Genomic DNA, 12,534 nt, shown 5'->3' on the forward strand with positions numbered 1-12,534 from the left:
AGCGTGAACTGAGCAGAAGGGGGCAGCGGGGAGACACCATGATCACGCTGGAACTTTGGTATGGGCTGGTCTTCAGCCTCATCAACATTGCCCTCCAGGCGATGGCGACCGTCATCACCATCCGCTTGCTGCGCATCGCCTCGACGCGGCTCACCGCCCGGCGCAAGGTCGCGACGCTCATGGTGGTGATGATGATGACGGCGGCGGTCCTCACCCTCGCCCACATCATCCAGGTGCGGATCTGGGCGCTGTCCTATGTGCTGGTGGGCGCTGTGGATCCGCCTCACAACGCCTTTTACCTCGCCTTCGTGAACTTCACGACGCTTGGCTATGGCGATGTCCTGCCCTCCAAGGAGTGGCGCATTCTGGGCCCGCTGACAGCAGCCAACGGCATGCTGCTGTTCGGCTGGTCCACCGCCTTGATGTTCGCCGTGCTCTCGCGGGTGCTGCGGCTGTTGCGGATCAATTGAAGATGCGCAAATATTTGCCGCAACTTATTTAGGTTCTGCAGCTTGCCATCCTTCAGAAAATATTCGGATTACAATGAAACCCGCTTATGAAATCCCGTCCGAAATTACGCCATTATCTTCCAAATCAACATCCACCGCCTCCTCAACGACAGTAAGTTTATTCTGCCACTCATGATAAGTGAGATTTGTATTTTCCTCTACCCATTCAGTACGTCCATTTGAGTTTCGATCCAGGACGACTGAAGATGCAGCTGACGGACTCCTAAACTGGAAGTCACGAGAAAATATAAGACCAGTATCACTGGCCACGAGAACATTTTCATCTATCAGAAATTTCTTCAGCCTAGCATATCCAATCTTCATCAAAGCCGGGTTTTGACTATTTATAGCCTCTGTATACGCTCCATTTACAAGAGATTTACTTCCTTTTATAATCGTAAATTCTTCATCAACAACAAACGCTGTCGCATATACCTTGTCTCCCGATATTTTAAACTTTGGAGTCCCGCCATCCTTTACCCGACCGTCCATTCGAACAAGGTCAAAAGTCCTAGAAATTCCACCCTGAGTAACGACTTGGCGGGGCCGAGGCTTGAATAAATCCAATCCCACTACTGGCAGGATCGCCAGCAAATTGGAGAGGAAGGCTTCCATGTCGGCTTTGTCGGCTTCGGGGAGGCGGCGACGCTCGGAATCTGGTGCTTGACCATTGTCGAGACTGACTCGACCGGCATCTCTTGCCATCTGAATCATTCGGGCCTCTAGATACCGCACATGCCCCTTCGTCAACGAATCATCGCTACTAGTTATAACTACTGCTGTTTCCCAGAAATCATGACTTGCTGCACTATTGTTAATACGATCTCGGACAGAATCCGCCTCTCCTATATAAGCTCTCATAGAAAATACATCACTCTGATCTGGACCAAACAGTATGTAAACACCTGTACGATCCGCCTCCGGCCGTGCCCGAAGGCGATCAAATGTCGTCTGAGACCCCACCATGACTGACCCCGTCCAACCACGGATCGAGGCAATAGCGAGGCCATTTGGAATACCGTCGACAAGAAATAGCTGGATCGTTCGCCCGAAAGTGCTGCCAACATTTAGCATAACAGAATGACTCACCTATTTTGTCGAGCATTGGGTTTAGATTACAATTTTTGCTTTTAGTCGCGCAACACAGATGTGCAGCAAAACACAATTTAAAGGTATTATTATACATACAACCGAATTCCGCTGACATTAGAAGCGCGAAACACGGGGTTCTGCGTTTAGGCCAGGCAAATTTCATCGGTTTAACCGCCGCAGCAGGGCCTGCGCGGCTGCCGGCGCCCGCTCCTTGGCGCCGTTGATGAAATAGAGGAAGCAGTCGCGCGGGGTCTTTGCGCTTTTGGCGGTCTTCGCCTTGCTTTTCGGGTGGGGGGCCAGCGTTCTCAGCCCCTCCGGCGCGCCGCCCTTCTCCCAAAGCCGCGCCCGCTCCGCCCAGTCATCGAGCGCCGCCGCCGCATAGCCGGTCTCGATCTCCGCCTTGGCATCCTGGAGGCGGGCATAGACGAAATCGGCGGTCACATCGGCGATCTGCGGATAGTCCGGGCTATCCGCCACCACCACCGCCACGTTGCGGGCGCGCACCAGATCGAGGAAAGCCGGGCAGAAGAAGCTTGCATGGCGCACCTCCACCGCGTGGCGCAGGGCGAGCCCGCCGGCCGTTTCCGGCAAAAGGTCCAGGAAGGCGGAAAAATCGTCGGGATCGAACGCCTTGGTGGGGGCGAACTGCCAGTTGATGGGGCCGAGCTTGTCGCCCAGTTCCGCAAGGCCGCTCGCCACGAACTTGCCGATGCTCTCCCCCGCCTCCGCCAGCACCCGGCGGTTGGTGGCATAGCGCGGCGCCTTCAAGGCGAAGACGAAATCCTCCGGCACCGCTTCCGCCCAGGCGCGGAAGGTCTTGGGCGTCTGGGTGCGATAGAAGGTGCCGTTCACCTCAATGGAGGTGACGGCGCGCGCGGCATGCTCCAGTTCGCGCGCATGGGGCAGGCCCTTGGGGTAAAAAGTGTCCCGCCAGGGCTCGTACGTCCAGCCGCCAATGCCGACCCGGATGCTCATGACGTCTCCTATCACTTTGAACAGAGACGGATTCACCGATCCCACTGGGTCGCATGACGATCCAGTGTGATCGGATCCGGCTCTAGGCCAGCGGCAGAACGTTGGAATATTTCACCTGTTCCAGGGCGAAGGAGCTTTCGATGGAGGCGATGCCGTCGAGGCGGGTGAGCTTGGTCTTCAGGAAGCGCTCATAGCTGTCCAGATCCGCCACCACCACGCGCAAGAGATAATCCCGCTGCCCGGTCATGAGGTAGCATTCCAGCACTTCCGGCCAGCGGCGGATGGCGGCGGAAAAGGCGTCCAGCGCATCTTCCCGCTGGCGCTCCAACTTGATGGAGACGAACACGCTCACCGGCAAGCCGGCGGCGCGCTGGTTCAGCACCGCCACATAGCGGTCGATCAACCCTGCCGCCTCCAGGGCCCGCACGCGCCGCAGGCACGGCGAAGGCGACAGCCCCACCCGGCCCGCGAGGTCCGCCACCGACATGCGCCCGTCCTCCTGGAGAAGCGCCAGGATCTTTCGGTCTATGGCGTCGATCTGCATGTTCCTGCCAAGTTCAGCCCCGTTCGTGGCAATATGAACCAGGAATGCGCCAGCGACAGCCCGATTTCGACATAAACGAGCGACCGACCCGCCTTATAGTGCGCGCACCGACCGGATCATCACTTCCAAGGAGCCGCAAATGGCCGCCCGCCCCCACCAGGCCGCCCGCCCCACTGAGATCGAGATCCTCGCCGAGCTGGAGCGCAAGGTGCTGTGGCTGGCGAGCTGGACCATTCACAATGCCAACCATCTGCGTCCCAGCACTGACGGGCTGAAGGTGGGTGGCCACCAGGCCTCCTCGGCCTCCCTCGCCACCATCATGACGGCGCTCTACTTCCACACCCTGCGGCCGCAGGACCGGGTGGCGGTGAAGCCCCATGCCAGCCCCATCTTCCACGCCATCCAGTATCTGCTCGGCAACCAGACCCGGGAGAAGCTGGAGACCTTCCGCGGCTTCAAGGGCGCCCAGTCCTATCCCTCCCGCACCAAGGACACGGACGACGTGGACTTCTCCACCGGCTCGGTGGGCCTCGGCGTGGCACAGACTTTGTTTGCCAGCCTCGCCCAGGACTATGTCCATGCCCACGGTTTGGCCGGCGGGCGGCCGGAAGGGCGCATGGTGGCGCTGGTGGGCGATGCGGAGCTGGACGAGGGCAATGTCTTCGAGGCGCTGCTGGAGGGCTGGAAGCACGACGTCCGCAACACCTGGTGGATCGTCGACTATAACCGCCAGAGCCTGGATGCCGTGGTGCGCGAGGGGCTCTATGAGCGCTTCGTCGGCATTTTCGAGGCTATGGGCTGGCAGGTGGTGATCCTGAAATACGGCTCGCTCCAGGAGGCTGCCTTTCGCGAGCCCGGCGGGGCGGCGCTGAAGCACTGGATCGACACCTGCCCCAACACGGAATATTCCGCCCTCACCTTCCAGGGCGGCGCCGCCTGGCGAAAGCGCCTCCTGGACGATCTGGGCGACCAGGGCGATGTCACCGCCTTGATCGAAAAGCGCACGGACGCGGAACTCTCCGCCCTCATGACCAATCTGGGCGGGCATGACCTGCCCACCATCATGGAGGCCTTCGATTCCATCGACCATGACCGGCCGGTCTGCTTCCTCTGCTACACGGTGAAGGGGTTCGGCCTGCCGCTCGCGGGCCACAAGGACAACCATGCCGGCCTCATGACGCCCACGCAGATGGAGAGCCTGCGGGCCGCCATGAACATCCGGCCGGGCCAGGAATGGGAGCCCTTCGAGGGCACCCGCCTGCCCGCCCCGGTACTGGACGCCTTCCTGAAGCAGGTGCCGTTCCGCCGCGAGGGCACCCGTCGCTTCACGGCGCCGGCGCTTGCCGTGCCGGACCTGCCCACCCCGCCCAATGCGACGCTCTCCACCCAAGCCGGCTTCGGCCTGATCCTCCAGGACCTCGCCAAGGGGGACAGCGGGCTGGCCAATCGCATCGTCACCACTTCGCCGGACGTGACGGTGTCCACCAATCTGGGCCCCTGGGTGAACCGGCGCGGCCTGTTCGCCGAGCGCGCCTTGCCGGACGTGTTCAAGCGCGAGCGCATTCCCTCCACCTTCAACTGGGACTTCTCGCCCAAGGGCCAGCACATGGAGCTGGGCATTGCCGAGATGAACCTGTTCCTGATGCTCTCGGCGCTCGGCCTGTCCCATTCCCTGTTCGGGGCGCGGCTGATCCCGGTGGGCACGCTCTATGATCCCTTCATCTGCCGCGGCCTCGATGCCCTGAACTATGCCTGCTACCAGGATGCCCGCTTCATCCTGGTGGCCACCCCCTCCGGCATCACGCTGGCCCCCGAGGGCGGCGCGCACCAGTCCATTTCCACGCCGCTCATCGGCATGGCGCAGGACGGGCTCGCCTCCTTCGAACCGGCCTTCGTGGACGAGCTGGCGGTGCTCATGCACTTCGCCTTCGATTATGTGCAGCGGGACGGCGCCGGTGAGCCGGACGAGCGCAACTGGCTGCGGGACGAGACCGGCGGCTCGGTCTATTTCCGCCTGTCCACCCGCAGCCTCGAACAGCCCCGCCGCACGCTTTCCGAGACGCAGAAGCGCCATATGGTGGATGGCGCCTATTGGCTGCGCGAGCCCGGTCCCAATTGCGAGGTGGTGGTGGCCGTTCAGGGCGCCCTCACCCCCGAGGCCATCGCGGCTTTGGGCATGATGGCGGAGGACCGGCGCGATGTGGGCCTCCTCGCCGTCACCTCCGCCGACCGCCTGAATGCCGGCTGGACCGCCGCCTCCCGTGCCCGCGAGCGCGGCCAGATGCAGGCGGAAAGCCATGTGGAGCGCCTGCTCGCCCCCCTGCCCCGCCATTGCGGCCTCGTCACCGTCATCGATGGACACCCGGCGACCCTCGGTTGGCTCGGCTCCGTGCATGGCCACCGGGTGCGGGCTTTGGGCGTGGAGCATTTCGGCCAGACCGGCACGCTGGATGACCTCTACCGCCACCACGGCCTCGACGCCGCCGCCATCGTCGCAGCCGCCCAGGCCATCGCGCCGGGCCGCCCCATGCGGCATTTGCGGGCACTGTGAGGGCGGGCCGGAGGACAGGGGTGGGCAAGTCGGCCCACCCTCTCCATCCCGGTGAGATGGCATTTCTACTGCAACGCGAAATGGTGCACCAAATAATGGTGCACCAATAAAAGGGGTGAAATCGACAATCCCCCTGCGTATGGTCCGATCCAACAAGATTTGGATTGGAGGAAACACAATGGATCGTCGCCATTTCCTTAAAGGAATCGCGGCTCTTCCTGCCCTGGCTGGCACTGCCGGCCTCAGCGCCACTCCTGCTTTCGCACAGGCCCCGTGGCCCAGCCGCGCCATTACGATGATCGTGCCCTTCCCTCCGGGTGGGCAGGCGGACCTTGCGGCGCGCCCCGTGGCGAATGCCCTCAACACCATCCTCGGCCAGCCGGTGGTGGTGGAGAACAAGGGCGGCGCAGGCGGCGCCATCGGCAACGGGCAGGCGGCCAAGGCTGCGCCCGACGGCTATACGATGCTGATGACCTTGTCCTCGGTTGCGGTGCTGCCGGAGGCGGCGCGCATTTCCGGCCGCACGTCCAGCTATGAGATGAACCAGTTGCAGCCGCTGGCCCGCGTGCTGGCGGACCCCACCGTCCTGGTGGTCCCGGCCTCTGCCCCCTGGAAGTCGGTGGCGGAGCTGGTGGCCGACGCCAAGGCGAACCCCGGCAAGATCACCTATGGCTCGTCGGGCCTCTACGGCACGCTCCATGTGTCCATGGCCATGTTCACCACCGCGGCCGGCATCGACATGCTCCATGTGCCCTATCAGGGCGGTGGACCGGCTTTGACGGCCCTGGTGGGCGGCCAGGTGCAGGCCCTCGCCTCGGCGCCCGGCCCGCTGAAGCCCTTCCAGGACAAGCTGCGCGTGCTTGCCTGCTTCGGCGCCAAGCGGGCCGAGGCCTATCCCGACGTGCCCACCTTCCAGGAACTGGGCTACAAGGATGTGGAATTCTACATCTGGGCCGGCCTGTTCCTGCCGGTGGGCGTGCCCAAGCCCGTGCAGGAGAAGCTGGGCGCGGCGGTGAAGACGGCCGTGCAGTCGCCCGACGTGGTGCGCATCCTGGAAAATGCCGGCAGCCCGCCCGCTTATTTGGACGAGGCTCAGTTCACCGCCTTCGTGGCTGCCGACAGTGCCCGCCTCGTCAAGGCGGTGCAGGCCATCGGCAAGGTGGAATGAGACCCAAGGCGGTCTGGCATGCGGCCCGCGCCTGGCGCGGGCCGGCCTATTCGTAGGCCAGCGCCGCCACTGGATCGAGCCTTGAGGCCTTGCGCGCTGGCAGATAGCCGAACACGACGCCGGTCAGGAAGGCGCAGCCGAAGGCCAGCAGCGGGGGCCCCGCGCTCAGGATGACCAGCGCGCCGAGGCTCTTGAGCAGCAGCGCCGCGCCCAGCCCCAGCGCCACCCCCACCAGCCCGCCGAAGCCGCAGATCACCAGGGCTTCCGTGTTGAACTGGAGCATGATGTTGGAGCGCCGCGCGCCCGTGGCCATGCGGATGCCGATCTCCCGCGTGCGCTCGGTGACGCTCACCAGCATGATGTTCATCACGCCGATGCCGCCCACCAGAAGCGAGATGGCCGCCACCGAGGCGAGCAGGCGCGTCAGCGTGTCGGCGGTGGCGGTGGCGGTTTCCAGGATGGAGGCGGTGTTGCGGATCTGGAAGTCATCCGCCTTGTGCCGCTGGCGCAGCAGCACGGTGATCGCCTCCTGCGTCTCGTCGATGCGGTCCACATCCTCCACCGCCACGGTGGCGGCGTTCAGATAGCGCCGGCCGAACACGCGCATGAAGCCGGTGGAGAGCGGCATCAGCACCAGGTCGTCCTGGTCCATGCCGAAGGCGTTGGCGCCGCGCGGGGCGAGCACGCCGATGACCTCATAGGGCACGTTCTTGATGAGGATGTAGCGGCCGAGCGGGCTCCTCCCGTCCGGGAACATGACCCGCGCCACCGTCTGGCCCAGCACCACAACGGGGGCGTAGCTGTCCATGTCCGCCTGGGTGAACATGCTGCCCTGTGCAAGTGCCCATTCCCGTGCCACCACATAGCCAGGACCAGTGCCCTGGATTTGGGTGGCATAGTCGATATTGCCCACCCGCACGGTGGCCGTCATGGACCGCTCCGGCGACACCGCCAGGATGTTGGGCACATCGGCGGCGATGGCCTCCGCGTCCTCCACGGTCAGGGAAGCGTTGGCCCCCGTGCTTCTTATGCCGGGGGCGCCGGGCCGCACCACCAGGAGATTGGTGCCCATGGAGGCGATGCGGTCCAGGACCGATTGCTTGCTGCCCTGGCCGATGGCCAGCATGGCGATGACCGCCGCAACCCCGATAATGACGCCCAGCAAGGTCAGAATGGTGCGGAACAGGTTCGCCCGCATGGAGCGGAACGCCATCTTCACCGCATCGGCGATGTCGGGAAGAAGATTGTTGCGCATCTTCAGCCGCTTGGCGGCCTCCGCCGCCTCCGGGCGCACTGGCGTTGGGACCTTCGTCTCGTCCGAGAGGATGCGCCCGTCCTGCAGGCGCACCACGCGGTTGGCGTGCTCGGCCACCTGCGGATCGTGGGTGATCAGAAGAATGGTCCGGCCTTCCCGGTTCAGCTCCGCCAGCAAGGCCAGAACCTCGGCGCCCGATCGACTGTCGAGCGCACCGGTCGGCTCGTCGGCAAGCACCACCGGCGCCTCGTTCATGAGCGCGCGGGCGATGGAGACGCGCTGCTGCTGGCCGCCGGACAATTGCGAGGGGCGATGGTCCCCCCGCTCCGCAAGGCCAAGGCGCGCGAGCAGGCCCTGCGCCCGCTCAAGCCGTTCCTGCTTGGGCCTGCCGGCATAGATGGCGGGGATCTCCACATTCTCCTCCGCCGAGATGGAGGGCAGGAGATTGTAGCGCTGGAAGACGAAGCCGAAGGTGCGGCAGCGCAGTGCCGCCAGTTCATCGGGGCCGAACTCCGAAACGTCGCGCCCCATCACCCAGTATTCGCCCAGGGTGGGGCGGTCGAGGCAGCCCATGATGTGCATGAGCGTCGACTTGCCGGACCCCGACTGGCCCATGATGGCCACATACTCGCCGGGCATGATTGTGAGCGAGACATCATCCAGCGCTCGCACCACAGTCTCGCCACTGGGATAGACCTTGCTCACATGATGGAGCCGCAGCAAGGGCTCGGGCGCCTGATCGGGCGCCGGCGTCTCCACGAGGGGAAAGGCGGTCTCGCTCAAAACAGCCTCGGCGGCATGGGGCCGGAGGGGCGCTGCGGCGTGGTATCGGGCGTCGTCACCACCCGGTCGCCCTCATTGAGGCCCTCCAGGATCTGCACCTGCCCCCGGTTGGACAGGCCCGTCTTCACCGTGCGCGGCTCCACCTTGCCGTCCACCAGCACGCGCACCACCGCCTCGTTGCGGGCCTCCCGCCGGGCGCCACGCGCCGCCGGCCGTACCGCGGCGGCCGGAACCAGAAGCGCGTTGCGGGCGGCATCCAGCATGAAGAAGACCTGGGCGCTCATGGAGGTCATGAGCACCCGGTCGGGGTTGGGCACGTCGATGAGGACGTTGTAAAGCACCACGTCATTGACCGTGTCCGGGGTGGGCAGGATCTGCACCACCTTGGCGGAAAAGCGCCGGTCGGGCATGCCGAGCGTAGTGAAATAGACCGGCATGCCCACCTTGATCTTCGGGATGTCGGCTTCGGTCACCTGTGCCCACACTTGCATGGTGTCGAGGTCGGCGACGCGCAGGATGATGGGGGCCGTCTGGTTGGCGTTCAGCGTCTGCCCCTCAGTGGCGCTGGTGGAAACCACCGTGCCCGACATGGGGGCATAGATCTTGGTGTAGCCGAGATTGGCCAGGTCCCCGTCAAGGGTCGCCTGGGTCTGCTTGATCTGGGCTTCCAGCGCCGCGATCTTGGCTTCGCCGATCCGCACCGTGGCGGCGGCCGCGTCCGCCGTGTCCTGGCTGCCGGCCTGGGTGGCGAGGAGCCGGGAGGCGCGGCTGTCGCGCAGCCGGTCCAGCTCCAGCTGCGCCTTCTGCTGGGCGAGCTGGGCCTTCAGATTGTCAAGCTGCGCCTGGTCGCCGAGAACACGGGTCTGATAGACGGTCGGGTCGATCTGGGCCATGAGTTGGCCTTGCTGGACGGTGTCGCCGATCTCCACCATCACCTTGCGCAACTGGCCGGACACCTGGGTGCCCACATCCACATAGGTCTTGGGCTTGATGGTGGCGAGGGCGGTGACGGTCTGCTCGATGTCGCCGCGCACCACCGGCGTGGTGGCCACGTCCTGGGCCTGGGTGCCGGTGCCCCGCCCAAAGACATAATAGCCGCCTCCAGCCGCCCCGAGCACCAGCAGCAGGCCAAGACCCCACACCCAGCGCGACGCCCTCCGGCGCTTGACGGGAGGCTTCACATATCCGCCCGTCTCGGTCTTCTGCAGCATCTGGCGTTCCGTGACCCGGCTCATGGTTTCGAATGGTCCCAGAATAACCCACCGCGCCCAGCGGGCTTAGTGAAATTGCGGTAATATGAGCCGTTCAGAACCGTTCCAAATCAAGGCCCCGCCCAGGCTTGACCCCGCGCGGTTCACCTTGCGTCACCCGCGTGGGCGCGGGCGGTATTCGCCGGTCGCGGGATCCCGCTCAAGACGCTCGGCCGGCACTTCGTCCGGGGGCGCGCGGCGGGTGTCCAGGATGTCGTTGACGCGCCGCGCCTCGCGGGTGATCACCCGGGCGAGGGCGATGGCGCCGATCACCCCGGCGGCAGCGATGAGAAAGGGCGGCATGGCAGGTGCTCCGACGCAGATTGAGACATCAATGCACTGGCGGGAAAATCAGTTTCCCACGAGAGGACGCCGCCACCAGGGCCTACAGCCCGTAGCGCGACCACAAGACCCGCTCCTCCAGCCGCGCCAGGGCGGCATCCGCCACCCCGGCCCCGAAAGCCGGGGCGAGGGCCTCCAGCCGGCCGGAGCCGACCCCCACCCGGCGGGGCCACCAGCCCCCTTGCGCCACGAGGGGGGTGCGCACCTTGTCGCCGTAGCGGGCCCGCAGGACCGTGCGGAGGTCGCCGAGATCATCGATGAGGCCGAGGTCCTCTGCCTGTGTTCCGACCCAGAACTCACCGGAGAAAAGCGTCTCTTCCGGCCCATTGAGGATCGTCCCCCGCCGCTCGCGCACCAGGTCGATGAACATGCGATGCACGTCGGCCTGGAGGGCGAGGAGCCGCTCCACGTCCTCCGGCCGCTCCGGCCGGAACGGATCCAGCATCACCTTGCGCGTGCCGGCGGTGTGGACCCGGCGGTCAATGCCGATGCGGTCGATGAGGCGGTTGAAGCCGAAGCCGGCGGAAACCACGCCAATGGAGCCGACAACAGAAGAGGGGTCCGCGAAGATCTCGTCCGCCGCGCAGGCGATCATGTACCCGCCAGAGGCCGCCACGTCTTCCACGAAGGCGAAGACGTGCTTGTCCTTTTCCTTCGCCAGCGAGCGGATGCGCTTGAAGATCAGGTGAGACTGCACCGGCGAGCCGCCCGGCGAATTGATGATCAGCGCCACGGCCGGCGCCTTCTTGACGGCAAACGCCCGCTCCAGATTGCGCGAGACGGTGGCAAGACTCAGCCCGGGATTGAAGGGGGTGGCCATGCCAATGGCACCGGACAGGCGCACCACCGGCACCACCGGGACGTCGCGCCGCCAGGAAGCGGGCATGAGGGAGCCGGCGGCGCGGGCGAAGCGGGACAGGAGACTGTCGGAGGTCGGATCGGTCATGATCCTTATCTAGAAAGGCCCCGTGGCTTCAACAAGGCGGCGCCCGCGCCTGTGTCAGGGAAAAGGCAATGGCTGGAGATCGCGCAGCACGGCCCGGGCGCGTTCGCTCTCCCCGTCCGCGCCGCCGAGCACCACCGGCGGCAGGAGAACGGGTGGGGTGCGCCGGCCCTTGCGGGCGCGCACGAGCAGCCGCACGGCCGGTGTTCCGGGGGCGGCATGGACGCCCATGAGCTCAACCGCCCCGAATCGGCCGGATAGGGCAGCCAGCAGTGCCTGCAGGTCCTCCGGCCGCAAGATCATCACCAGCATGCCCCCCGGCTCCAGGCAGCGGGCGGCGGCGCGGATCCAGCGGTCCAGGAGCCCCTCCCCCGCCATATGGGCCAGCGCCCGGCCAGGGCGGGGCGAGGGTTGATGGGCGGCGGCGGCGTTGAAGGGGGGATTGGCCAGCACCAGGTCGAATGCCTCGGCAAACCCCTCGGGTCCTGCCGGACGGCCCAGCAGGTCCACGTCGGCCACCGTCACCGCGCAGCGGTCGGAAAGCCCATTTTCCTGCGCATTGGACCGGGCGAGCGCGGCCAGTTCCGGATCGATTTCCACCAGATGGCAGGTCGCCTCCGGCACCCGCGCCAAGGCGGCAAGGCCGGCGCTGCCGATGCCGGCCCCGAAATCGGCGAGGCGGCGCGCACCGGCGGGGGCGGCGGCGGCCAGGAGAATCGCATCGTGCCCCACGCGATGGCCCCGCGCCGGCTGGAGCAGGGCGAGACGCCCCCCAAGCACGTGATCGCGGGTGAGGCCGTCAGGGACCGTCATAGAGCACATGGCCGAGATCGGCGTCCGTCAGCAGGCGCCGGGCCGGGGCATAATCCTCGTCCACCACCAGGATGCGGCGGGGCAGAATGCCGATGGAGCCTTCCAGCACGCTCACATGGGTGTCAGCGACCAGGGGCTCGATGTCGGCAGCGCGCAGCAGCGATTCCACCGCCGAAATCAGCACAACATCGTTGGTTCGCACCAGTTCGCGCATCTCTCCGCCCTGCTTGCCGGCCGGCACCGGCGGCCAATCCGGCCTCGCCTTGCGGGACGCGCTTGCCGGAAAAGCCGTCTGCCGGCTTGCACGAG

At 65.5% G+C, this 12,534-nt stretch carries 12 protein-coding genes; 3 read left to right on the forward strand and 9 right to left on the reverse strand.

The genetic code is table 11. The annotated features are described in order from the left end of the window. Positions 1-38: 38 nt before the first annotated feature. Positions 39-470, forward strand: a complete 432-nt coding sequence (locus tag PV781_RS22380; RefSeq protein WP_274777839.1) for an ion channel — start codon at positions 39-41, stop codon at positions 468-470. Between the two features lie 84 nt (positions 471-554). Here PV781_RS22380 and PV781_RS22385 read toward each other — a convergent pair whose 3' ends face one another. The 3 genes from PV781_RS22385 to PV781_RS22395 all read right to left on the reverse strand — a co-directional run bounded on the left by PV781_RS22385 (position 555) and on the right by PV781_RS22395 (position 3,120). Then, positions 555-1,223, reverse strand: a complete 669-nt coding sequence (locus tag PV781_RS22385; protein WP_274777840.1) for a DUF4357 domain-containing protein — start codon at positions 1,221-1,223, stop codon at positions 555-557. A 537-nt stretch (positions 1,224-1,760) separates the two neighbouring features. Then, entirely contained in the window at positions 1,761-2,576 is an 816-nt protein-coding gene (locus PV781_RS22390) for a DUF72 domain-containing protein (RefSeq protein ID WP_274777841.1), read from the reverse strand. 82 nt (positions 2,577-2,658) lie between these two features. Next, complete coding sequence (locus tag PV781_RS22395; protein WP_274777842.1) at positions 2,659-3,120, reverse strand: Lrp/AsnC family transcriptional regulator; 462 nt, start codon at positions 3,118-3,120, stop codon at positions 2,659-2,661. A gap of 139 nt (positions 3,121-3,259) precedes the next feature. Between PV781_RS22395 and PV781_RS22400 the strand changes: the two genes are divergently transcribed. Both PV781_RS22400 and PV781_RS22405 read left to right on the forward strand, forming a co-directional pair. After that, positions 3,260-5,671 (forward strand): transketolase, encoded by a 2,412-nt coding sequence (locus PV781_RS22400; protein WP_274777843.1) that lies wholly within the window; start codon positions 3,260-3,262, stop codon positions 5,669-5,671. A 178-nt stretch (positions 5,672-5,849) separates the two neighbouring features. After that, a complete protein-coding gene (locus PV781_RS22405; protein WP_274777844.1) occupies positions 5,850-6,839 on the forward strand; it encodes a Bug family tripartite tricarboxylate transporter substrate binding protein in 990 nt (329 codons plus the stop codon). A 46-nt stretch (positions 6,840-6,885) separates the two neighbouring features. Here the strand turns inward: PV781_RS22405 and PV781_RS22410 are convergent, their stop codons facing one another. From PV781_RS22410 to PV781_RS22435, 6 genes are all read right to left on the reverse strand, one after another. Further along, positions 6,886-8,877, reverse strand: a complete 1,992-nt coding sequence (locus tag PV781_RS22410; RefSeq protein ID WP_274777845.1) for a MacB family efflux pump subunit — start codon at positions 8,875-8,877, stop codon at positions 6,886-6,888. Beyond that, a complete protein-coding gene (locus tag PV781_RS22415; protein ID WP_274777846.1) occupies positions 8,874-10,112 on the reverse strand; it encodes an efflux RND transporter periplasmic adaptor subunit in 1,239 nt (412 codons plus the stop codon). Before PV781_RS22415 ends, PV781_RS22410 begins: the two co-directional genes overlap by 4 nt. 129 nt (positions 10,113-10,241) lie before the next feature. Then, positions 10,242-10,430: a hypothetical protein gene (locus PV781_RS22420; RefSeq protein WP_274777847.1), complete on the reverse strand. Its 189-nt coding sequence runs from the start codon at positions 10,428-10,430 to the stop codon at positions 10,242-10,244. Positions 10,431-10,512: 82 nt separating this feature from the next. Further along, positions 10,513-11,415, reverse strand: a complete 903-nt coding sequence (locus PV781_RS22425; RefSeq protein ID WP_274777848.1) for a S49 family peptidase — start codon at positions 11,413-11,415, stop codon at positions 10,513-10,515. Positions 11,416-11,469: 54 nt separating this feature from the next. Further along, positions 11,470-12,225 carry a tRNA1(Val) (adenine(37)-N6)-methyltransferase gene (locus tag PV781_RS22430; RefSeq protein ID WP_274777849.1) on the reverse strand — a complete coding sequence of 252 codons (756 nt, stop codon included), beginning with the start codon at positions 12,223-12,225 and terminating at the stop codon, positions 11,470-11,472. Beyond that, positions 12,212-12,439 (reverse strand): putative signal transducing protein, encoded by a 228-nt coding sequence (locus PV781_RS22435; protein WP_209103936.1) that lies wholly within the window; start codon positions 12,437-12,439, stop codon positions 12,212-12,214. Before PV781_RS22435 ends, PV781_RS22430 begins: the two co-directional genes overlap by 14 nt. Between the last annotated feature and the right edge of the window lie 95 nt (positions 12,440-12,534).

The organism is Aquabacter sediminis, from assembly GCF_028863665.1.
Classification (GTDB): Bacteria; Pseudomonadota; Alphaproteobacteria; order Rhizobiales; family Xanthobacteraceae; genus L1I39.

Bases quoted from the DNA above. Each gene is read 5' to 3' on its own strand.
- PV781_RS22380 (WP_274777839.1), top strand. From the start codon at position 39: ATGATCACGCTGGAACTTTGGTATGGGCTGGTCTTCAGCCTCATCAAC.
- PV781_RS22385 (WP_274777840.1), bottom strand. From the start codon at position 1,223: ATGATTCAGATGGCAAGAGATGCCGGTCGAGTCAGTCTCGACAATGGT.
- PV781_RS22390 (WP_274777841.1), bottom strand. From the start codon at position 2,576: ATGAGCATCCGGGTCGGCATTGGCGGCTGGACGTACGAGCCCTGGCGG.
- PV781_RS22395 (WP_274777842.1), bottom strand. From the start codon at position 3,120: ATGCAGATCGACGCCATAGACCGAAAGATCCTGGCGCTTCTCCAGGAG.
- PV781_RS22400 (WP_274777843.1), top strand. From the start codon at position 3,260: ATGGCCGCCCGCCCCCACCAGGCCGCCCGCCCCACTGAGATCGAGATC.
- PV781_RS22405 (WP_274777844.1), top strand. From the start codon at position 5,850: ATGGATCGTCGCCATTTCCTTAAAGGAATCGCGGCTCTTCCTGCCCTG.
- PV781_RS22415 (WP_274777846.1), bottom strand. From the start codon at position 10,112: ATGAGCCGGGTCACGGAACGCCAGATGCTGCAGAAGACCGAGACGGGC.
- PV781_RS22420 (WP_274777847.1), bottom strand. From the start codon at position 10,430: ATGCCGCCCTTTCTCATCGCTGCCGCCGGGGTGATCGGCGCCATCGCC.
- PV781_RS22425 (WP_274777848.1), bottom strand. From the start codon at position 11,415: ATGACCGATCCGACCTCCGACAGTCTCCTGTCCCGCTTCGCCCGCGCC.
- PV781_RS22430 (WP_274777849.1), bottom strand. From the start codon at position 12,225: ATGACGGTCCCTGACGGCCTCACCCGCGATCACGTGCTTGGGGGGCGT.
- PV781_RS22435 (WP_209103936.1), bottom strand. From the start codon at position 12,439: ATGCGCGAACTGGTGCGAACCAACGATGTTGTGCTGATTTCGGCGGTG.